Genomic DNA, 20,804 nt, shown 5'->3' with positions numbered 1-20,804 from the left:
CACTCAGTCCACGAGCCCCGCCGCGGCACCGGCCGCACGGTAGTCCGCGGCGAGCGAGTCCACGGTGGCGTGGGCGTTGAGCCCGCTGGGGTTCGGCGCCACGAACAGCCGCGTGCCCGGCCACGGCGTCTGCTGCTCCCCCAGCGCCGCCTTCGGGCGTCCGAACGCCTGCCGGTAGGCCGTCACCCCCAACACGGCGACGACGGCCGGCGCGTGCGCGGCCACGAGCGCGTCCAGGCGGGCGGGGGCGGCGGCGAGCTCCTCCGCGGTGAGCTCGTCGGCGCGGGCGGAGGCCCGCGGGACGAGGTTGGAGATCCCGATGCCGCGGGCGTGCAGCTCGGCGAGGTCCTCGGCCTTGTAGCCGTCGGAGGCGTCGATCAGGTGCCGGGTGAGCCCGGCGCGGTGCAGGGCCGGGTAGAAGCGGTTGCCGCGGCGGGCGAAGTGCGCTCCGGTGGCGGCGGTCCACAGGCCGGGGTTGATGCCGATGAACAGCAGCCGCAGCGGGTCCGGCAGCAGGTCGGGGACGGTGCGGTCGCGGAACTGCTGGAGCTCGGCCTGGGTGAAGCGCATGTCAGTAGTGATACCTCACCTGGAGGATGATCAGGTCCTCGCCGTCGACGAGGTAGACGAGCCTGTGCTCCTCCGTGATGCGTCGGGACCATGCCCCGGGCGCGCCGTACTTCAGCTGCTCGGGCTTGCCGATCCCGTCGAAGGGATCACGCAGGGCGGCGTCGATGAGGGTGTTGATCCGCTTGAGGACCTTGCGGTCCGTGGTCTGCCAGTGCGTGTAGTCCTCCCAGGCCGAGCGGTCCCACACGAGGCGCACTCAGGCGTCCCCGTCCATGCGGTCCAGAGCGTGCTCCTCGACGCTCCCTGCGCGGGCGCGCTCGTAGGCGTCCAGCAGCCGGCGGGCGTTGGCCGGGGAGCGGAACAGGTAGGCGGTCTCCTGCCAGGCGGCGTACTCGTCCGCGGGCATGAGGACGGCATTCCCCTTGCGGGAGACGATCTCCACGACCTCGCGGTCCGCATTCACTCGCTCGATGAGCGGGAACAGGGTCTTGCGGGCTTCACTGGCACTGATGGACATGGGGGCCTCCTCAGGCGCGTCGCGGTACCTGCTTATGGTACCAGTCGGTGAGGTGGAACTCAGCCGACACGGGCGTGTCAGATGGTCTGTGTAAGCCGTACCGAGAGGAACGGTAAGAATCATGACCATGATCGACGAGAAGAACCCAGGCGAGCCCTCGGGCCAGGACCTGGTCGAGCAGCTGAAAGCCTCAGGGCAGCTTGATTCCCTATTCGCGCAGATCGACGCGGGCGGCGTCGAGCTCACCGGTGACGGCGGGTTCGTGCCCGCGCTGGTCAAGGCCGCGCTCGAGCGGGGCCTGCAGGCCGAGCTGACCAGCCATCTGGGCTACGAGAAGGGCTCGAGCGAGGCGCTGAAGCACGCCAACTCCCGCAACGGGACCACCCCGAAGACCGTGGAGTCCGAGGTCGGGCCGATCGAGCTGGACGTCCCGCGAGACCGGGGCGGGTCGTTCACCCCGCGCCTGGTGCCCAAGGGCCAGCGGCGCCTCGGGGGCCTGGATGACATGATCATCAGCCTCTATGCCGGCGGAATGACGATCCGGGACATCCAGCACCACCTGGCCTCCACGATCGGCACGGACCTGTCGCACGAGACGATCTCCAACATCACCGACGCCGTGAGCGAAGAGGTCCTGGCGTGGCAGTCGCGGCCGCTGGAGGAGTTCTATCCGGTGATCTATCTCGACGCAATCCGGATCAAGATCCGAGAGAACAGCCAGGTCCTCAACCGTGCCGCCTACATCGCCGTCGGCGTGGACCTCGAGGGCATCAAGCACGTGCTGGGGATCTGGGTCCAGGACACCGAGGGCTCGGCGTTCTGGGCCCACGTCTGCGCCGATCTCGCCAACCGGGGCGTGCAGGACGTGCTGATCGTCTGCTGCGACGGGCTCAAGGGCCTGCCGGAGGCGGTCGAGGCGACGTGGCCGGACTCGATGGTCCAGACCTGCGTGGTTCACCTGATCCGGGCCGCGATGCGGTTCGTGGCCTACCAGGACCGCAAGAAGGTCGCCGCCGCGCTGAAGCCGATCTACACCGCCCCCAACGAAGAGACCGCGAGGAAGGCGCTGGCCGAGTTCGAGGCCTCCGAGCTCGGCACGAAGTACCCGTCTGCAGCCGCGACCTGGGCGAACTCCTGGGAGCGGTTCATCCCGTTCCTGCAGTTCCCACCCATGCTCCGCAAGGTCATCTACACGACCAACAGCATCGAGTCGCTGAACTTCCAGCTACGGAAGGTGACCAAGAACCGCGGCCACTTCCCCTCGACCGAGGCGGCGGTGAAGCTGCTCTGGCTGGCGATCTGCAACATCGAAGACAAACGCGCCGCCGAACGCGCTCGGGACCGGGGCAAACCCGCCGGCCAGCGCAAAGCCCAGGGCCGGCTCGTCGAAGGCCAGGCCGTCACGAACTGGAAGCAGGCCCTCGCCCAGCTCGCCGCGGCCTACCCCGACCGGATCAACCCCTACCTGTGACCACCCCGCTTACACAGACAAGTTGACACGCCCGCCGACACCTTGCGGGATGCAGAGGACCATCGAGACGGCCGAACCCTGTTCGCCAGAACATCGCCGCTGAAGTCCCATCGGTCCTACTCTGGCTGGAATCCCGTGCCGCACAAAGGACTCCCGATGACTGGAATACCGTTCTTGCTCGTCTTCATCCTGGCCATCGCCCTGATGATCGTCATGATCTCCAGATGGAAGATCCACCCCTTCCTCTCGATCATGGTCGTCGACAAGCGCTCCGTAAGGCCCTGGCCCGTCGCACCGGGGCGTCACCCGTGGCGATGACCGTGGCCCTGGCGGCAGGTCTGTACACCTCGCACGTCTTCATCCCGCCGACCCCGGGGCCCATCGCAGCCGCCCAGAACCTCGGCATCGGCGACCACCTCCTGCTGGTGATCGGCCTCGGCGTCGTCGTCTCGATCCCCGCACTCCTCGTCGCGTACCTGTACGCCCTCTACATCGGCAAGCGGGTGACCGCCCCTGAGGAGATCGGCACGGAGGATGCGGACGAGCTGGAGGCGGCCTACGACGCGCTTCGCCGGTCCTACGGGCGGATGCCTGGGACGGCTGCGTCCTTCGCGCCCATCATCGCCCCCATCCTGCTCATGGCTCTCGGCTCGCTCGCATCCGTCCTGAAGTGGACCGGCCCCGCGGGTGACTTCGCCCGATTCCTCGGCACGCCGATGATCGCGCTCGCCGTCGGCACTCTCTGCGCAGTCGGCCTGCTGTTCAGCGTGCGCCGTGGCGAGACGTTCTACGACCTGACGGAGGAGACCCTCCGGGTCGTCGGCCCCATTCTGTTCATCACGGCGGCCGGCGGTGTGCTGGGGCGCGTCATCGCCACCACCGACCTCGTCACCTTCATCGAGAGCAACGCTGCACAGTTGTCGGTCATCGGACTGTTCTTCCCCTTCCTCGTCTCCGCCGTCCTGAAGACCGCGCAGGGCTCCTCCACAGTGGCCCTCACGACCACGTCGGCCATGGTCTTCCCGATGATGCCTGCACTGGGCTTCGAGACCCCGGTGGCCAGCGCGCTCGTGGTCATGGCCATTGCGGCCGGGGCCATGACCGTCTCCCACGCCAACGACTCGTACTTCTGGGTGGTCACCAACTTCAGCGGCATGACGCCCTCGCAGGGTTACCGCACCCAGACGATGGTCACGCTCCTGATGGGGCTCACCTCCATCGTGTTCATCTGGATCCTCGGCCTCGTCCTCATCTGACCCCGTCACCTGACCTAGGAGATCCACGCGTGCAGCGCATCATCGTCATCCCAGACTCGTTCAAGGGGGCCCTGTCGTCGCGGGAGGCGGGCTCCGCGATCGCGGCGGGTCTCGCGTCGGTCACCGACGCCGAGGTCCTCGTGGTGCCCATCGCCGACGGCGGGGAGGGCACCGTCGAGGCCTTCGTGGCTGCCGCAGGGGGCGTTTTGCGATCCGCGACAGTCTGCGGGGTGTTCTACGGCGAACGCGTGTCTGTCCACTACGGACTGATCGACCCAGACGTGGCGGTGGTGGAGACCGCCTCATGTGCCGGGCTCCCTCTCACCTCCGGACGCGAGGACACGGGACGGGCGACGACGTTCGGGATCGGCGAGCAGATCCTCGACGCCGTGTCCGCTGGCGCGCGCAGAGTCATCGTCGGGGCCGGCGGGAGCGCCACGACAGACGGCGGCACGGGCGCTGCCGCAGCCCTCGGCGTCCGGTTCCTCGACGCTGCGGGCGAGGAGTTCATCCCGACCGGCGACACCCTCACCCGGATCGCGCGGATCGACTCCGCCCCGGCACGAGACCGGCTCCGCGACGTCGACGTGGAGGTGATGTGCGACATCAGCAACCCCCTCACGGGATCGCAGGGTGCAGCCCACGTGTTCGGCCCCCAGAAGGGGGCGGATCCTGCATCAGTGGCGAGCCTGGATACCGGACTGGTCCATCTCGCGGGCATCGTCGAGCGAGACCTCGGGGTCGCGATCGACGCGCTCCCCGGTGCGGGAGCAGCAGGGGGTCTCGCCGGTGGCCTGCACGCCTTCATTGGAGCCACCTTGAAGCCGGGTATCGACGTCGTCCTCGAGACGGCGGGTTTCCACGACCTCGTGAAGACCGCTGACCTCGTCATCACCGGAGAGGGGCGCATTGACGGCCAGTCCTTGGCCGGGAAGGTGCCGATCGGCGTGGCCCAGGCCGTGCGCACAGCAGGCCGCGCGATCCCGGTGATCGTCCTCGCCGGCTCCGTGGGACAGGACGCGGACACCCTCTACGACGAGGGCATCACCGCGATCGTGCCCATTGGCCGCGGCCCCCAGGACTTGGCGACAGCGATCCGCCGTACGGCAGAGGACCTGACCGCGACCGCCCGCGACGTCGGGCGACTGGTGATGGCCTGCTTCCCCGCCGACCTCACACGGTGAGGACGGCGAGGACGGGCAGGGCCTCGTCCTGGCCCGCGAGGACGCGGCGGCGCTGCGCCGCAGGGCGGTGTTCGACGTGATCGTCAGCAACGCCGACCGCAAGGGCGCGCACATCGTCCCCATGCGCGTCGGGCACCGCCACGGCGTGGGCCACGGGCTGACCTTCGATGTGGAGAACAAGCTCCGGACCGTGCTGTGGGGATGGATCGGTGAGGAGCTGAGTGAGGAGGAGCGCGACGGCGTCGGCCGGGTAGGCCCGGGGCTCGGCGGTGAACTGGGGCGGGGGCTGGCGGGGTTACGCGGCGCCGAGGAAGTCGAAGCCTTGGCCGAACCCTGTGCCCGGTTGCTCGACGACGGGATTCTCCTTGCCCCGAGCGGGCTGACGCCGGCGGTGCCTTGGCCGCTGTTCTGAGGTGGCGAGCCCGTGAGCAAGGCGGGCAAGGAATGCCGAGGGTCACCGCGTCCGTCGCCAATCACGTGACTCAAGACGAGCCGACTCCCCTGCGGCGTTCCATAGTTGTGAGCCAGGAGGGACAGAGCACCTCGGACTTAGTCGGATGGAAGCTACGCCCGTGGCATAAAAGCCGACCGGGCGGGATGGCGCAGCCGTCGCAACGCGTGCGTCCGTTACTAACTTCCTGTGCCACTCTCATTCTCACGGCAGCTGTGGCCATGAAACTCTGAGGGTGTGCCTTATCAAGCACTCTTACGGTAGGTCGCGTCGAATACCGCATTCGCAAGCCACTGCTTGAAGCTGCTGTTGTCCTGGAACTCCCTGAAGAGCTGGGTGTCGTCTGAGATGAGACGTAACATGACTTGGCTGAGTGCGCGGTCGCTCTCGACGCGGGCGTTTACCGGATCGTCATTGGCCTGCGCATTCTTGTAGGCCTCATCCTCGGACACCAGCCGCGGGATCTCTTCGGTGATGAACCGCTGCACACGATCCGCATCGTTCCACTCGATGTTGCCGAAGTGATCGTTGAAGCTGCGCACAATCGCGGAGAGCCTCTCGAGCTCTGGGTCTGAGCGGTGCCCACCGCCGGCGGCTGGCACCGGATCGAGAGTGCCATCCTCATCGTCGAGGACGATCTTCATGGCGCTGAGCTTCTCGGCCCGGTACGACTCCAGATCGATATTCTCCAGGATGCCGGCCGAGAGGTCCTCCTCCTTCGGCGCGGGCAGCTTTGGCACCAGGTGGTCGAGGAAGATCGATCGCTTCTCCCACTCGCTGCTCCCGTACGGAAGCACAGTCGAGAGGAAGTTGTAGGTACGCAGGAACGCCTTTGCGCCGCCTTTGAACGCGACCTGATCGTCCTCGTCGGGCATCTCGATGTACTCCGCGACACTCCCATCGAGCAGCGGGTCGAGCTGGTCACGGCTCTCGCCAGCCAGGTATCGACTCACAAACTCGTCGATCTGTTCGATCGTGTAGACGGCGAAGGCGTCGAGATCGTTGACCAGGTCATGAAGCTTGTTGGCGTCGGTCTCCTCGGCCAGCACGGTCGTACGGTAGTACGGCTCGAACGCACGCTGGATCTCGTCGGCGTCGTTGGCGAAGTCGAGCACGAACGTGTCGTGCTTCGCGGGATGGGCACGGTTGAGGCGCGACAGTGTCTGCACCGCCAACACTCCGGAAAGTGCCTTGTCGACGTACATCGTGTGCAGCAGCGGCTCGTCGTATCCCGTCTGGAACTTATTGGCGACCACCAAGATCCGATATGGATCGGTCTTCACCTGCTCAGCGATGGCGCTGGAAGGGAAGCCGTTCAGGCTGGCCTCGGTCACCTTCACGCCCTTGTACTCGTGCTCGCCGGAGAAGGCGACGACTGCTCGGTACGGGCTCTTCCGCTCGGCGAGTGCATCACGAATCGCGTGAAAGTACTCAATGCATCGCGCAATTGACGATGTCACCACCATGGCCCGGGCATGCCCGGCGATCTTGCGCTTCGCCACCACCTGGGCGAGGAAGTGCTCGACCATGATGGCGGACTTCTGCGCGATGGCGTGTTCGTTGCCCTCGACGTACGCGCGGAGCTTCTTCGATGCGCGTTTCGCGTCGAACTCAGGGTCGTCCTCGACGGTCTTCATCAGCTTGTAGTAGCTGCCGATGGGGGTGTAGTTCGCGAGGACATCGACGATGAAGCCCTCCTGGATCGCTTGCTTCATCGTGTACGAGTGGAAGGGGCGGAATCCCGTGCCACCCTCGGCGTTCGGTACGGGCTCGCCAAACATCTCGAGCGTCTTGTTCTTCGGAGTCGCCGTAAACGCGAAATAGCTCGCGTTCGGCAGCAGCTTCTTGCCCTCGATGATCCGGTTGATCTGGTCCTCGAGGGTGTCGTCTTCGATGTCGTCGACGCCAGCGAGAGCCCGGGAGACCGCTGCCGATGTCTTCGACCCCTGCGACGAGTGTGCCTCGTCGATCACGATGGCGAACCTGCGGTCCCGATGGTCCGCTCCGATGTCATCCAGGATGTATGGGAACTTCTGCACCGTTGTGACGATGATCTTCTTCCCGGCCGAGATCGCGCGGCGCAGGTCCCCCGACCGGTCCGCATGTACAACCGTTGAGCCCACCTGCAGGAACGACTTGATGGTTTGTGTTAACTGGTTGTCGAGGATGATGCGGTCCGTGACGACGATGATCGAGTCGAAAGCGATGCGACCGTCATGGATCGTCTCAGTCAGCTGATGGGTCAGCCAGGCGATCGAGTTCGACTTGCCGCTGCCCGCAGAGTGCTGGATCAGGTACCGGCGACCGGCCCCGTTCGCCTCGACATCGGCGAGCAGCTTGCGGACGACGTCGAGCTGGTGGTAGCGCGGGAAGATCGCCTTTGAAACCTTCTTGCCGGTCTTCTGGTTCTTCTCGACGACGATCTGTGCGTAGTTCTCGATGATCCCCGCGAGGCTGAGCGGAGCGAGCACCTGCCGCCAGAGGTAATCGGTCATCACGCCGTCGGGGTTCGGCGGGTTGCCGGCCCCGTCCTTGAAGCCCTGGTCGAAGGGCAGGAACCAGGAGGAAGCGCCTTTGAGCTGGGTGCAGAATCGGGCTCGCTGGTCGTCGAGGGCGAAGTGCGCAATCGTCCGGCCGAACGCGAACAGCGGCTCACGGGGGTCCCGGTCGCGCTGATACTGCTGAACCGCGTCCTCGACCGTCTGGTTCGTGAAGTTGTTCTTCAGCTCGAACGTGAACACCGGCAGCCCGTTGATGAACCCGACCAGGTCGACAGCGTCGCCAGTGTTGCTCACGCTGTAGTGCACCTGTCGTGTAACCACAAATCGGTTCGCCTCGAAGAGAGCGGCAGCCTTCGGGTTCGCCGCATCGGGCGCCGGATAGTAGAGATCTACATGCAGACCGAGGTGGTCGATGCCGTTGCGCAGCATGTGCACAACGCCACGGCGCGTGATCTCCCCCTGAAGCCGGGCAAGGAACTTGTGACGTGTAGGCGTGTCCGAAGCAAGGCCAAGCGGCTCAACAAGGTCGGGCTGGGTCGCACTGATGAACTCGGTGAACTGGCCGAGATCGAGCGCGTGGGACGCGACGTAGTCGGCAGGCGCGCCCTCGGCCCATCCACCGTCGACCATCTGTTCAACGATGAGCGCTTCCAAGCTCTCTTCATTGAGACGCCGCATGCTCACTCCTCGCTTTCGCCCAACGCATCTTCGAGATCATCATCCAACAGTGAGTCCAGACCGGTGCCTTGTTCCGGGGTGTCTGGCAACGATGCGGCGATCGCTCGGACGTCCACCTGCCCTGTCACGACGTCGGCAACGAGGCGTGTTCGGAACTCTTGCAGGAGGGAGATCTCGTCCTGATAGCGTTTCGCAACGGAGTCGAATTGCGCGCCGTCGCGTTCAATCTCCTCAACCACTTGCATCTGTACGTGACCAGGAGGCACGGACACTGCAATTTCATAAAGGTCTTTTCGGTCGACGCCCGGAACCGCTGACTTTTCGGCGTACACGGTCTTATCAATAGAGCGTAATAGCCAATAGCACCATCGTGGATGGTTTCCTTGAAAATCAGTTACGTAAAGTGCGGTATTGTGCGGCCAAAATTTGTCTTCAACATAAAAGACCGCTCCAGTAGAGCCGTATCGCCCGATAACGACTCCAGGCCCGTCCACTCGCGCCTCACTGTGTGTTGCGATTACGCCGCCGGAAGAAATCACGGGGAACGGCCCCGCATCCCTCTCGTCCGCGGGAAGATCATACCCCCGCTGCAACCGTACTACCCACTTGAGGCGCTTCCTTGGCCAGGTCCCAGGATTCCCGGCGCCACCCTGAATGCGCTCCAAATTGTGTGCTCGCCGTTGCTCCTCGATAAGAGCAACGAGACGACGCTTGGCCGCGATTGCCTTATCGATGCGTGCGTTCGCATGTTCGAGGTACTTTACGATCGCTGCCTGCTCTTCGATCGGCGGCACCAGGCAAGGCATCCGCTTTAGATCACCCCACCCCAGCTGCTGGCGTAGTCCGCTGCCCATCCCATAGATACGCTTTGTCGAGTCAATGGCAATTAGGTATTGGTAAGCATACGCGCCATTCCAGTCCCCGGTAGGGCGCAAACCGATGTATGCCGAAGTAATGATGCCACGGTCCTTGACATGCCCAACTCGAACACTTGTCTGATCGTTCTGCAGGTCGGTAGGACGTACAACGATGTCACCGGGTTCGAGAATCTGATAACCCTCATAGGAATCAGGAACCAATCCGCGTTGCTTCTCAAGCGGTTTAACGACGACCTGGCCATAACTCAGCGAGAGAACTTGCGTCTCGACCAACCCGGTGTTCTTGTGTCGGTTCTCCTGCATCACAGCCAAACCGGGGTGTACCGCCCAGTGAGCCGGTGTTCGAGTCGACCAGAATGAGTTTGAAGTCGTCTCTGCGTACTTGGGTAGATCCCTGAACATCAGGCTTCACCTGCGATTTCGGCGATCAGGTCTTCAGTCTCTGCCTCGAGTGCGCGGATGTCGGCCTGAATCTCGGCCAAGGTGCGCAGGGGCGTGGGCTTGTAAAAGTGGCGGGTGAAGGAGATCTCGTAGCCGATCTTCGCCTTCGAGTCGTCGATCCAGGCATCCGGGGCGTAAGGCTCGACTTCGCGACGGAAGAAGGCTTCGATGCCGTCGGCATAGTCGCCCGCGGGCTCCGTGAGCGGTACCTGTTCGGTGTCGCGCAGCTCGGAGTCGGGCTCGTACTGGACGATGCGGGCGCGGCCGTCGATGACGGCTTCGTACCTCCCGTGCAGCGGATCGGGTGTCGCGGCGTACGGCAGCGCCTTGCGGATGAGAGGCGGTGCACTTTCGTCGCGCACTCCGTCCTCCTTCAGCTGCTTGATCTCCTGCGCCGTGTAGACACGGTGTGGGTCAACACCGGCGATGCGCAAGGGCCGTTCGACGGTGATCTTGTGGTATCCGAAGTCCACACCGTCGAATACCTTCGAGTGGTCGGTGTCTTCGTACTGATCGAACGCTTTGAACGCCTCGAGGACCTTGTCGGCGTCAGTCGAGCTGACCTCGACGCCCTTCTCGCCCAGGTTCTTGCGCAACGGCGTGAACCAGTCGGTGGCGTCGATGAGCTGGACCTTGCCCTTGCGGCGATCTTCCTTGCGGTTGGAGAGCACCCACACGTACGTGGCGATACCGGTGTTGTAGAACATCTTCAGCGGCAGCGCGACGATCGCTTCGAGCCAGTCGTTCTCGATGATCCATCGTCGGATGTTGCTCTCGCCCTGGCCAGCGTCACCTGTGAACAGCGAGGAGCCGTTGTGCACCGATGCGATCCGGGAGCCGAGCTCGGTGCCCTGTTTCATCTTCGAGATCAGATTTGCGAGGAACATCAGCTGTCCGTCGCTGCTCCGCGTCACCAGCGAATACTCGCTGTCGTTGTCGTGGTTGACGAGGAACCGCGGGTCGATGATCTTCTTCGCGCCGCCGAGGCGATCCTGGTCGGTCTTCCAACTCTTGCCATAAGGCGGGTTGGAGAGCATGAAGTCGAACTCTTGGCCCGCGAACGCATCGTTGGAGAGGGTCGAGTACTCCGGGCCGCCGACAATGTTGTCGGCCGCTTTGCCGTCGCCCTTGAGGATCAGGTCGGCCTTCGCGATCGCGTACGTCTCGGCGTTGATCTCCTGCCCGTAGAGGTGCGTGGAGACCTTCTTGCCGGACAGCTCCGTCAGATGCTTCAGGGTCTCTTCGGCGACGGTCAGCATGCCACCGGTCCCCATCGCACCGTCGTAGAGCCGGTAGGTACCCGACGGGATCGTGTCTGCGATGGGTTCGAACATCAGCCGGGTCATCAGGCGCACAGCGTCACGCGGCGTCCAGTGCTCGCCGGCCTCTTCGTTGTTCTCCTCGTTGAAGCGGCGCACCAACTCTTCGAAGACGGTGCCCATCCCGTGGTTGTCCATGCCCGCTGGGGAGAGATCGAGGTCTGGAGCGAGGAACTTCTCGATCAACGCACCGAGCGCGTCAGCCTTCGTAAGCCGAGGTAGTTGGTTACGGAACTCAAAGTTGTCGATGATCTCCTGCACGTTAGGCGAGAAGCCATCGAGGTACGCCTCGAAGTTCTGCCGCAGGCGCGTCGAGTTCGACACGTGCCGCAGGTCCTGCAGCGAGAAACCAGATGTGTTGTAGAAGTCCTGCTTGGCAGCATCGCGCAGCGGTGCATCCTGGTCAGCGACGCCCGCCTCGTCCAGCATCTTCTTCATCGCCATCACTGCATCGCGCGTCGGGCCAAGGACGCTGTCCAGGCGACGCAGGACCGTGAAGGGAAGGATCACGTCCCGGTACTTGCCTCGAACATAGAGGTCGCGGAGGACATCATCTGCGATATTCCAGATGAGCGCCGCGATTCGCGCGTGGTTGATGGAGCTGTGTGGCACTAGGGTCCTTCACTTGTGACTAGATAATCTGCCGGGCGGCAGTGCGACGAGACCGGCACTCGTAATGCCGCCCAACCAATGCTGAAGGTAGACGGCACCACTGTCATTATCTCAGCTCGCCCGAAGTCGTGTGTGCTCAGGCAGGCATCCATGATGCCCACACGGTTCGCCGCGCAAGAGTGACTCGAGCGCCGAACGTCACTGACGAACGACAAGTGCCTGCGCCTCAACACCTAGGGCATGTCTGACAATCGTTTGGACCATGCGATCACAGCATTCAGCACCACAGCGGACCGGTAGACGATCGCGTACTTGTCATACCGGGTCGCCAGACCCCGCCGCTGCTTCAGGTGCGCGTACTGACGCTCGATGACGTTGCGGCCCTTGTAGGCGTCCGCGTCGAGGCTAACGGGGCGCCCGCCGCGGGCACCGCGCCGTCTGCGGTGGCCCTGCTGGTCGGCCGGTTCGGGGATGACCGCTTTGATCCCACGGGCACGTAGGTGGGTGCGGATCGCCCGGGAGGAGTACGCCTTATCGCCCAGCACGGCCTCGGGGCGGGTCCGGGGCCGCCCTACTGGCCGGGTCACGCGCAGCTGCTCCAGAAGAGGAAGCAGCATCGGGGAGTCCCCTGCCTGGCCGGGGGTGATCAGGCTGACCAGCGGCAGCCCGGTCCCGTCCACGAGCTGATGGATCTTCGTGCTCAGCCCGCCACGGGAGCGCCCGATGCCGTGATCGGCCGGCTCCTCACGCGGATTCTTGTAGTTCGATCCATCCCCCTGTGTGGCGGGTGATGTTCGTCGCGTGCTGGTGGGCGCGGGCGATCGTGGAGTCCACCGAGACCGACCAATCGATCAGGCCTTCGGCGTCAGCGGCGGCGGTCAGCGTGGCCAGCACCGTGTCCCATGTGCCTTTTTCGGCCAAGCGCCGATGCCAGGTCCACACTTCTCTGCCAGGGCCCGTAGACCTCGGGCAGATCCCTCCAAGCGATTCCGCACCTGTATCGGTAGATGATCGCCTCCACCATGGTGCGGGCGTCGGCGAACGGCCTGCCGGCGCGGCCGGTCCGGGTCGGGAGCATCGGGGCGATCAACTCCCATTGGGCGTCGGAGAGCATCTGGAACCGGGACATGTCCCCAGGGTCTCAGCTGACTCGTGCATCTATTCTCAGACACGCCCTAGTTGCTCTGCCAGAGCATCGACGGAGTCCAAAGTGAGGTTGCGCTCCCCACGCTCGATGCCGGCGAGGTACCGAGTCGACACGCCGAGCTCTTCAGCAAGACCTTCCTGCGGCAGCCGACCCGCAAGGCGCAGATCGCGCACCTGCGCTCCGAGCACCTTCTTCAGCGGTTCTGTCACACATCAAGTCTCAGGTTTGGTAGTCATGACTTTCAGGAAGTTATCGATTCCAGTTGCGGCCCAGGCGGTTCATGCACGACTCGCGCTACAAGTGCACCAGACCTCAAAGGAGAGCGTGACAATGCCCGATTCGCAGCAGATCCCCGACGGGAACTCGACAGCTCTTGTAAGCGGCCATGAAAAGCTGCCCATAGGTGGCCAGGGAATGACCCGCTGACGGCCATGAGGACTGCCCAGTGATGGCCACGGGAACTGCCCGGTGCTGGCCATCTGGTTTGCCCGCGTTGCTCGTTGCCCGCCGCGTCGTGAGCCGGCGGGGGCCTCCTCCCCGGGTTGGATATCGGTGTCGAATCGAATCCAGCGAGGAAGAGGCCCTGAATGAAGGATGCCGCAGAAACCATGAAAATACTCAGTGCCTATGACCTGACCAAGTCATTGCGGGGCGCCGCCGAGCTGGCCGGTTGCTCCCATCACACCGTGGCCCGGCTGGTGCGGGCCCGCGACGCCGGCCAGACCCCTGGATCCGGAGCCAGCCGCCCGAAGGTCACCGATGTCTGGCTGCCCAAGATCGAGGAATGGGTCGAGGCCTCCACGGGCAGGATCCGCGCCGATGTCGTGCACGCCAAGCTCACCGCAATGGGCTACACCGGCTCTGAGCGCTCCACCCGGCGGGCGGTGGCCGAGGTGAAGGCCGCCTGGCGGGCCGGGAAGCGCCGGGTGCACCGGCCCTGGATCACCGAGCCGGGCGCATGGCTGCAGTACGACTTCGGCGATGGGCCGGCGATCGACGGGGCCAAGACGGTGCTGTTCGTGGCCTGGCTGGCCTGGTCCCGCTACCGGATCGTCATCGCCCTGCGTGATAGGACGGCTCCGAGTGTGTTCGCCGCCCTGGACCGGTGCTTCCGGCTGATCGGGGGCGCGCCGACCTATGTGCTGACGGATAACGAGAAGACAGTGACGGTCTCTCATGTGGCCGGGGTGCCGGTGCGTAACCAGGCCACCGTGGCGTTCGCTCGGCATTACGGCGTGGAGGTGCTGACCTGCCAGCCAGCGGATCCGGCCGCCAAGGGCGGGGTGGAGAACGCGGTGAAGCTGGCCAAGGCCGACCTGGTCCCGAAGGACACCAACCTGCGGGACCAGTACGCCTCGTTCGCTGAGCTCGAGGCCGCCTGCGCGGGGTTCATGGCCATGGTGAACTCCCGGGAGCACCGGGTGACCCGGCGCCGCCCGGACCACATGCTCGCCGAGGAGACCAGCGCGTTGCATCGGATCCCCGCCACGGCGCACACCGTGGCCTACGGGGTGGGACGGAAGGTGCCGGAGAACACGCCGATGGTCTCCTTCGAAAACGCCCAGTACTCGGTGCCCGCGCACCTGCTCGGGGCCGAGGTGTTCGTGCGCCATCACGGCACCGGACCGGACTCGATGGTGGTGATCATGCACGCCGGTGCGCAGGGGCCGGTGGAGGTCGCCCGGCACCGGGTGGCCCGGCCCGGGTCCCCGGCCATCGACGACGCGCACTTCCCCGGCCACGAGACGGACAAGGTGCCCGGGGACTACACCCCGGTGCCCCGTTCGGCGGCGGAGGCCGAGTTCCTGGCCATCGGGGCCGGAGCGAGGACCTGGCTGGTGGAGGCCGCCGCGGCCGGCACCAGCCGGATCGGTCAGAAGATGGCCGAGGCCGTCACCCTGGCCAAGCTCGCCGGCACCGACCAGGTCGACCGCGCCCTCGGGGTGGCCGCGGTGCACCAGCGCTTCGCCCACGGCGACCTGGCCTCCCTGCTCACCGCCGCCGGCCACCGCACCGGGATGCACACCGCCACCGAGGAACGGTCCCTGACCCAGGGCACCGCCGGCTGGGCCGGCCTCGGTACCTCCAACACCGAGGGGGCAGCCCGGTGAGCATCCACACCCCGAACACCGCCGCACCGGCGCTGCCGGCCGATTTGGAGGCGCTGTTGCGGCAGCTGAAGATGCCCCACGCCCGCGGTATCGCCGCCGAGGTACTGGCCACCGCCCGGGCCCAACGCTGGGAGCCGGCCGAGGTCCTCAAGGCCCTGCTGGTCGAGGAGACCACCGGTCGGGCCCGATCCATGCTCGCCGCCCGGCGCAAGGCCGCCGGGTTCCCCACCGGCAAGACCTTCACGACCTGGGATCCGGGCGCCTCCTCGATCCCGGCCCCGACCCAGCAGTCCCTGCGCACCCTGGAATGGCTCTCGCGCAGAGAGAACCTCGTGGTCTGCGGGCCCTCCGGCACCGGCAAGACCTTCTTCCTCGAGGCCCTGGGCCAGCAGGCCGTGGAGGAGGGCAAGCGGGTGGCCTGGTTCACCCTGGAGGACCTCGGGGCGATGATCCGGGCCCACCGGCCCGATGACACCATCACCAAAGCCGTCGCCCGAATCCTGCGCGCCGACCTGATCGTCATCGACGACATCGGCCTGCTGCCGGTCGCCGACGATGCCGCCGAGGGCCTCTACCGCATCGTGGACGCCGCCTACGAGAAACGCTCCGTAGCGATCAGCTCGAACCTGCACCCGGCCGGCTTCGACGAGCTGATGCCCAAGACCCTGGCCACCGCCACCGTGGACCGGCTCCTGCACCACGCCCACGTGTGCCAGACCACCGGAGACTCCGTACGGATGACCCAGGCAATGGCCGGGAAGGGAGTCATGCCACTGAACTGATCCCATCACGGTGGCCAGCACCACCACCCAAACGGGCAAACCAGCTGGCCACCAGTGGGCAGTTCTGATGGCCACCAGCGGGAAGAAACACTGGCCGCCTATGGGCAGAACTCAATGGCCCTTGACAAGCTCTCCCCCGCGTCCTGCACACACCGTTTAGCAGGGCACTACTCTCGGAATCGTGGGCCCCAGCAGAGGAGGCAGAGCGGAGAGAGCGGGTAGGGGACAACCTCCAGCTGACGTACGAACCCTATGCAGCGGGCGATCCATATCGCGCGTGTGGGCGTGCCCTTCTCGGTGAGCCAGCCCTGGGGGCCGATCAAGAGAGTCTTGCGCTGATCGGCGCCGACAACGCCGAGTTCCGAGCCAAGCACACGCCATGCAACATGGGTGTTTGGCGCCCCGAGGGCAACTGCGTGGAGCACTGCCACCTGTGCTGCCCGTTCCCGCCACTTTCGCCAGCTCAGCGCGATGAGCTCCGGCAACTCCTGTACCCACCCTCATTGCACATTGACCGTAGCGCCACCTACGAGTGGAACTGACCTGCCAACATGTCGAGACCCTGGGCTGGCATTCCCCTCGCTACGTTGGACCAACCGTCCAATGCACCGAATGCGCCGTCATCCGCGGCGTGGTCAAAACCGTGCGGATCGATCACAAGGCGAAGCCTGATGTCGGCGGCAGCGTCGCCGAGGGACTCCAGCCTGGCTATCAACGGCTCACAGATGAGCAATGGAGCTGGATCGAGGACATCGTTCACACAGAAGACGGTCCTCGCCACGGGCGGGCACGCGCTGACGTCGCACGATCGTCGACGCGACTCTCTACAAGACCCGCACTGGCATCACTGGGCGCAAGCTCCCAGCAGAGTTCGGGTCATGGCAGACCGCCTTGCGCCGGCACCACCAATTGATCGCGAGCTCCCAACGGGACGAGATCACTCGCACACTGGCGGAGCGAGACCTGCCCCAGTGAACCGCACCGTCGTTGAGACAACCGACTTTTGAGTCAGGCTGCTTATTGAGTCGGCGCACCTGCCGAGAGATTGCGTGTCGCACTACTCGAACCCACCCCGGAACTGGCCATCCGACGCGGCTTGCACGCTCCGCCTACCCGCCGCGAAAGGAAGACTCGACCCCTGCAGAAGCTCCACAGAGGTCGATCAAAGCCCCAGGTGAGCGAAGAAAACGCTTAGCAACTGATGGTAGATCTGAAATGGTCCGCCGAACTAGGTCGGAATCTGCGAGAGTAAAAACTTTGGTCAGACGCCCCTCTTAGACATTGAAGCGGAGTTCAACCGCGTCGCCGCGGTCGCGACAGGGGCATACAACCTGATGGAGCCGGCTTACGTAGAGTAGTTGCCCGACCGCACTCGGCTCCGGCGCGGAATCGGCCTGCGACGCACTCTCAACTATTGCGCCGGCGGGCGATGAAGGCGACGACAGCGGCAACGAGCATGGTCAGGGCCGCGCCCGTGCCTAAATCGCCTCCGGCGAGCAGTTCCGAGGAACGCTGGTCGTGCGAGTCGAGGCCGCTGACCGGAATGCTGTAGAAGTAGCCCATTCCGAATTTCCAGCCCGCCATAGCACGGCGAACGCATCGAAGAAATTATGAAGACAGTTCGTTGCGAACGACGGTGAAAGGGCGCGGGAATCAGGGTCAAGAGCCTGGCCGGGGAAGAGCTGCCAGCCTAAAGCTCGGGTAGACTACGCAGAGGGGCGTCACAAAAGGCCAGAGGTCGCTCATCGTATTCTGCGCGGCGGGCGCTTCTACGCGATAGTCCGTCAGGCCACCCCACGCAGAATCGCTTCGAACCCGCGCGCCTGGAGCACGGAAACCACCACGAAGGAGAACCGGACAGCTACGTGGAGCGCGTAGCTAGCCCCTATCCTTCAAAGCATCACATGCTTCCTCGAAGTCCTCAGCGAGCGTCTTCGATCGCTTCATCAGCTTGAGCTGCCCCTTCGAATCACGGTCTGTCCAGTAACCACCCTCCAGGCGCCTCGCCGGCGAGCCTGTCACAGCAAGCACCGCTGACCCGTGGTGGATTGGGCTTCGCCCACGGATTTCGAGGCGCGGCTCATTTGTATAGACGTAGTGAAGTAGCCAAGACCCGTCCTCCTTGACCACGCGGGCAAGCGACGACTTCGACTTGGATTCATCCGAGATGAGCGTGACAGACGCGGCGGAGCTTGTCTGCCGAATAACCACGTAGACGGTCTTCGCAGGCGGCGACGAGCTCGTCGCGGGATTGATCCAGAACGACTCGAGGGTGGCTTCCCAGGTGCCGCTCAAGTTGCGACTCACTCCCGGGATCATTTGGGCGAGCTTCAACTTCCAGATCCATCGGTCCCACAGCAGGAACAAGACCGTGCACACGAAAACAGCGATCGAGAAGAAGCTGAACAGGCTAATATTCGGCGCACCAGTGGTAATCCACGATCCGACGACGAAAACCAAGGAGACAATTACCACGAGCACTCGAATAAGGGTCCCGCTGATCATTCGAACTCCATATAATCCCAGGCGTCGCTCGCGAACTTATGAACCTGCGCTCTAGTCCACTTCTGAGCAGGGTGAAACAGGAACTTCGAACCATTCGCTTCCATCCATCGATCATTATCAGGCTCACGTCCCATGGTGGAGTTGAAGATCTTCGCCAGGCATCCGCGCATCGTTCCGCGCCAAGTGTCTCGCGAGAAGTACTCTTCGGGGCAGTTATAGATAAGGCACTCGAGAAGGTATGACGGAACTTCCTCAGTTAGGCCCTTCGCGACGAGCTCGTTCTCCAGCCGCTTGAGGATGCGCACAGTCTTCTTGTAGAAACCATTCGTGCGCACGTTCTTTTCTTTGCCGCGCTCAAGCTGGAGCTTCGGATAGTTAACGATGGACGTGCCGTCTTTTTTGAAGACCTTCGTACCTTGGCGATAGGTACCGTCTGAGAAGTAGAGCTTGTACTGGAACGAGGGCACCACGTCGGCGTTGACGCGTGCCGAACTGGCATCAACCTCGAACGCCGTCGACCCCGCCGTGACAGCCCCGGGGAACTTCTTCTCAAGCGCTGCGGCGATCTCCGCCCTCAGTTTCTCCGGGGTCCATGGACCCGTGTAAGGACTCCCTGCAGGGTGTCCACCCTTGGCAGGATCGTACTCCTGCCAGTAGCAGACATCTGTGCACTCGATGACGATGTCGACGTCGCTGTCCGACTTCACGTTCGTGTTGTTGGCGTAGGAGCCCTTCGCGTAGACGGAGAAGTCACTGCGGTAGCCATCGAACCCCTCGTGAGCGTCGATCGCCTCTCGAATCATTCGCTCGGTGCGCTCCTGCTTGTCTTTCTCGGTCGGGCTCGAGGGTCCCGTCCACCCAGCCAACTTCTCTTCAGTAACCACGAATCTCCTTTGCCTTGTTTGTCCCATCGAGCACAAGTTCGGTCCGCACTCTCCCACCCGGCGACCGCGCCGGAGGGCGACTTATAAGCACGGCAGAGTCGCCACGACGGCTAGCCCAGAACCGCGTCCGGTCGAGCGGGACCTATTCACCGTCTTGGCCCGCAGCTTCATCGTGACTCTGGTGATGCTCGTCCCGCTCGAACTCGGGCTCATCATCTTAATACTGGGGATCTTCCCCTTTCTGAAGTACCTTCCCGCTCTCACCGGCGTCCGGCTCCTCACCGGCTATCCAAGCACAGCTATCCTCGACCCGATACAAGGAGACCTAGGGCGTGTCTGAGAATAGATGCACGAGTCAGCTGAGACCCTGGGGACATGTCCCGGTTCCAGATGCTCTCCGACGCCCAATGGGAGTTGATCGCCCCGATGCTCCCGACCCGGACCGGCCGCGCCGGCAGGCCGTTCGCCGACGCCCGCACCATGGTGGAGGCGATCATCTACCGGTACCGGTGCGGAATCGCTTGGAGGGATCTGCCCGAGGTCTACGGGCCCTGGCAGACCGTGTGGACCTGGCATCGGCGCTTGGCCGAAGAAGGCACATGGGACACGGTGCTGGCCACGCTGACCGCCGCCGCTGACGCCGAAGGCCTGATCGATTGGTCGGTCTCGGTGGACTCCACGATCGCCCGCGCCCACCAGCACGCGACGAACATCACCCGCCACACAGGGGGATGGATCGAACTACAAGAATCCGCGTGAGGAGCCGGCCGATCACGGCATCGGGCGCTCCCGTGGCGGGCTGAGCACGAAGATCCATCAGCTCGTCGATGGGACCGGGCTGCCGCTGGTCAGCCTGATCACCCCCGGCCAGGCAGGGGACTCCCCGATGCTGCTTCCTCTTCTGGAGCAGCTGCGCGTGACCCGGCCAGTAGGGCGGCCCCGGACCCGCCCCGAGGCCGTGCTGGGCGATAAGGCGTACTCCTCCCGGGCGATCCGCACCCACCTACGCGCCCGTGGGATCAAAGCGGTCATCCCCGAACCGGCCGACCAGCAGGGCCACCGCAGACGGCGCGGTGCCCGCGGCGGGCGCCCCGTCAGCCTCGACGCGGACGCCTACAAGGGCCGCAACGTCATCGAGCGTCAGTACGCGCACCTGAAGCAGTGGCGGGGTCTGGCGACCCGGTATGACAAGTACGCGATCATCTACAGGGCCGCTGTGGTCCTGAATGCTGTGATCGCATGGTCAAAACGATTGTCAGACATGCCCTAGTTGTGATGGCAACGTGGCCAGGGGCTGCCTCGGTGAGCGCATTGATCGTGTTCGAGCGGCGAGATGCCGGTAGTCGGGCGACCATGATGTTGAAGCTAGGACCTGCAACGATCGATCCCAGTCGAGTTCCGGGTTTTGAATCAGCGGGAGCTCTGAGTCAGCCCTCTCACCGACAAATCCCCCGCTGAACGACTTTGACCACCCTCCAACGGACCACCCGAGGCTGC

General features: G+C 64.4%; 19 protein-coding genes and 2 pseudogenes. 10 read left to right on the top strand and 11 right to left on the bottom strand.

The features are described 5' to 3' along the window. Positions 1-3: 3 nt before the first annotated feature. From OVA32_RS05225 to OVA32_RS05215, 3 genes are read right to left on the bottom strand one after another with little or no spacing between them, the layout of a single operon-like run. The gene (locus OVA32_RS05225; RefSeq protein WP_134416749.1) at positions 4-570 is read right to left on the bottom strand and encodes a mismatch-specific DNA-glycosylase; all 567 of its coding nucleotides are present in this window, start codon (positions 568-570) and stop codon (positions 4-6) included. Position 571: 1 nt separating this feature from the next. Beyond that, on the bottom strand, positions 572-826 hold the full coding sequence (locus OVA32_RS05220) for a Txe/YoeB family addiction module toxin (protein WP_134416751.1): 255 nt from the start codon (positions 824-826) through the stop codon (positions 572-574). Next, entirely contained in the window at positions 827-1,087 is a 261-nt protein-coding gene (locus OVA32_RS05215) for a type II toxin-antitoxin system Phd/YefM family antitoxin (RefSeq protein WP_134416753.1), read from the bottom strand. Positions 1,088-1,214: 127 nt separating this feature from the next. Between OVA32_RS05215 and OVA32_RS05210 the strand changes: the two genes are divergently transcribed. The 5 genes and pseudogenes from OVA32_RS05210 to OVA32_RS05190 all read left to right on the top strand — a co-directional run. Next, a complete protein-coding gene (locus OVA32_RS05210; RefSeq protein WP_095354206.1) occupies positions 1,215-2,558 on the top strand; it encodes an IS256-like element ISMlu11 family transposase in 1,344 nt (447 codons plus the stop codon). 174 nt (positions 2,559-2,732) lie between these two features. Further along, positions 2,733-2,876 carry a hypothetical protein gene (locus tag OVA32_RS05205; protein WP_225348956.1) on the top strand — a complete coding sequence of 48 codons (144 nt, stop codon included), beginning with the start codon at positions 2,733-2,735 and terminating at the stop codon, positions 2,874-2,876. Then, a complete protein-coding gene (locus OVA32_RS05200) occupies positions 2,873-3,814 on the top strand; it encodes a GntP family permease (RefSeq protein WP_242821290.1) in 942 nt (313 codons plus the stop codon). Before OVA32_RS05205 ends, OVA32_RS05200 begins: the two co-directional genes overlap by 4 nt. Before the next feature lie 29 nt (positions 3,815-3,843). Then, positions 3,844-4,998, top strand: a complete 1,155-nt coding sequence (locus OVA32_RS05195; protein ID WP_134416956.1) for a glycerate kinase — start codon at positions 3,844-3,846, stop codon at positions 4,996-4,998. Then, positions 4,994-5,410: pseudogene (locus tag OVA32_RS05190) on the top strand (phosphatidylinositol kinase); the annotation flags it as partial. The gene OVA32_RS05195 and the pseudogene OVA32_RS05190, both read left to right, overlap by 5 nt. 284 nt (positions 5,411-5,694) lie before the next feature. Here OVA32_RS05190 and OVA32_RS05185 read toward each other — a convergent pair. The 5 genes and pseudogenes from OVA32_RS05185 to OVA32_RS05165 all read right to left on the bottom strand — a co-directional run bounded on the left by OVA32_RS05185 (position 5,695) and on the right by OVA32_RS05165 (position 13,234). Further along, positions 5,695-8,604, bottom strand: a complete 2,910-nt coding sequence (locus OVA32_RS05185) for a type I restriction endonuclease subunit R (protein WP_245245379.1) — start codon at positions 8,602-8,604, stop codon at positions 5,695-5,697. Between the two features lie 26 nt (positions 8,605-8,630). Next, positions 8,631-9,809: a restriction endonuclease subunit S gene (locus OVA32_RS05180; RefSeq protein WP_210078915.1), complete on the bottom strand. Its 1,179-nt coding sequence runs from the start codon at positions 9,807-9,809 to the stop codon at positions 8,631-8,633. 98 nt (positions 9,810-9,907) lie between these two features. After that, a complete protein-coding gene (locus tag OVA32_RS05175) occupies positions 9,908-11,878 on the bottom strand; it encodes a type I restriction-modification system subunit M (protein ID WP_134416953.1) in 1,971 nt (656 codons plus the stop codon). Positions 11,879-12,111: 233 nt separating this feature from the next. Next, positions 12,112-13,007, bottom strand: a pseudogene (locus OVA32_RS05170) (IS5 family transposase). Positions 13,008-13,042: 35 nt separating this feature from the next. Beyond that, on the bottom strand, positions 13,043-13,234 hold the full coding sequence (locus OVA32_RS05165; protein WP_210078917.1) for a helix-turn-helix domain-containing protein: 192 nt from the start codon (positions 13,232-13,234) through the stop codon (positions 13,043-13,045). A gap of 378 nt (positions 13,235-13,612) precedes the next feature. Between OVA32_RS05165 and OVA32_RS05160 the strand changes: the two genes are divergently transcribed. The 3 genes from OVA32_RS05160 to OVA32_RS11635 all read left to right on the top strand — a co-directional run bounded on the left by OVA32_RS05160 (position 13,613) and on the right by OVA32_RS11635 (position 16,893). Next, positions 13,613-15,136, top strand: coding sequence for an IS21-like element ISMlu14 family transposase (locus OVA32_RS05160; protein WP_031943827.1), 1,524 nt, complete (start codon positions 13,613-13,615; stop codon positions 15,134-15,136). Continuing rightward, positions 15,133-15,918 (top strand): IS21-like element helper ATPase IstB, encoded by a 786-nt coding sequence (istB, locus tag OVA32_RS05155; RefSeq protein ID WP_010078636.1) that lies wholly within the window; start codon positions 15,133-15,135, stop codon positions 15,916-15,918. Before OVA32_RS05160 ends, istB begins: the two co-directional genes overlap by 4 nt. Positions 15,919-16,725: 807 nt before the next feature. Beyond that, positions 16,726-16,893, top strand: coding sequence for a transposase (locus OVA32_RS11635; RefSeq protein ID WP_324287928.1), 168 nt, complete (start codon positions 16,726-16,728; stop codon positions 16,891-16,893). Between the two features lie 432 nt (positions 16,894-17,325). On the opposite strand, the gene OVA32_RS05150 is transcribed toward OVA32_RS11635, so the two are convergent. From OVA32_RS05150 to OVA32_RS05140, 3 genes are all read right to left on the bottom strand, one after another. Then, entirely contained in the window at positions 17,326-17,481 is a 156-nt protein-coding gene (locus tag OVA32_RS05150; RefSeq protein WP_166795269.1) for a hypothetical protein, read from the bottom strand. A 315-nt stretch (positions 17,482-17,796) separates the two neighbouring features. Beyond that, the gene (locus OVA32_RS05145) at positions 17,797-18,423 is read right to left on the bottom strand and encodes a hypothetical protein (RefSeq protein ID WP_134416882.1); all 627 of its coding nucleotides are present in this window, start codon (positions 18,421-18,423) and stop codon (positions 17,797-17,799) included. Continuing rightward, positions 18,420-19,307, bottom strand: coding sequence for a nucleotidyltransferase (locus OVA32_RS05140; RefSeq protein WP_134416881.1), 888 nt, complete (start codon positions 19,305-19,307; stop codon positions 18,420-18,422). The genes OVA32_RS05145 and OVA32_RS05140 overlap by 4 nt, the downstream gene beginning before the upstream one ends. 181 nt (positions 19,308-19,488) lie before the next feature. Between OVA32_RS05140 and OVA32_RS05135 the strand changes: the two genes are divergently transcribed. Continuing rightward, entirely contained in the window at positions 19,489-19,647 is a 159-nt protein-coding gene (locus tag OVA32_RS05135; protein WP_210078918.1) for a hypothetical protein, read from the top strand. A gap of 35 nt (positions 19,648-19,682) precedes the next feature. Continuing rightward, a protein-coding gene (locus tag OVA32_RS05130) for an IS5 family transposase (protein WP_267715151.1) occupies positions 19,683-20,577 on the top strand; the annotation gives its coding sequence in 2 pieces (ribosomal slippage) (positions 19,683-20,039 and positions 20,041-20,577; 894 coding nt in all). The last annotated feature ends 227 nt before the right edge of the window (positions 20,578-20,804 follow it).

It is taken from the genome of Micrococcus sp. SL257, from assembly GCF_026625585.1.
GTDB classification, from domain to species: Bacteria; Actinomycetota; Actinomycetes; order Actinomycetales; family Micrococcaceae; genus Micrococcus; species Micrococcus luteus.
This window is presented reverse-complemented; position numbering and strand designations above follow the sequence as displayed.

Excerpts from the sequence above, each read along its gene's own strand:
- OVA32_RS05225 (WP_134416749.1), bottom strand. The coding sequence starts at position 570 with ATGCGCTTCACCCAGGCCGAGCTCCAGCAGTTCCGCGACCGCACCGTC.
- OVA32_RS05215 (WP_134416753.1), bottom strand. The coding sequence starts at position 1,087 with ATGTCCATCAGTGCCAGTGAAGCCCGCAAGACCCTGTTCCCGCTCATC.
- OVA32_RS05210 (WP_095354206.1), top strand. The coding sequence starts at position 1,215 with ATGATCGACGAGAAGAACCCAGGCGAGCCCTCGGGCCAGGACCTGGTC.
- OVA32_RS05200 (WP_242821290.1), top strand. The coding sequence starts at position 2,873 with ATGACCGTGGCCCTGGCGGCAGGTCTGTACACCTCGCACGTCTTCATC.
- OVA32_RS05180 (WP_210078915.1), bottom strand. The coding sequence starts at position 9,809 with ATGCAGGAGAACCGACACAAGAACACCGGGTTGGTCGAGACGCAAGTT.
- OVA32_RS05160 (WP_031943827.1), top strand. The coding sequence starts at position 13,613 with ATGAAGGATGCCGCAGAAACCATGAAAATACTCAGTGCCTATGACCTG.
- OVA32_RS05150 (WP_166795269.1), bottom strand. The coding sequence starts at position 17,481 with ATGGGCTACTTCTACAGCATTCCGGTCAGCGGCCTCGACTCGCACGAC.
- OVA32_RS05145 (WP_134416882.1), bottom strand. The coding sequence starts at position 18,423 with ATGATCAGCGGGACCCTTATTCGAGTGCTCGTGGTAATTGTCTCCTTG.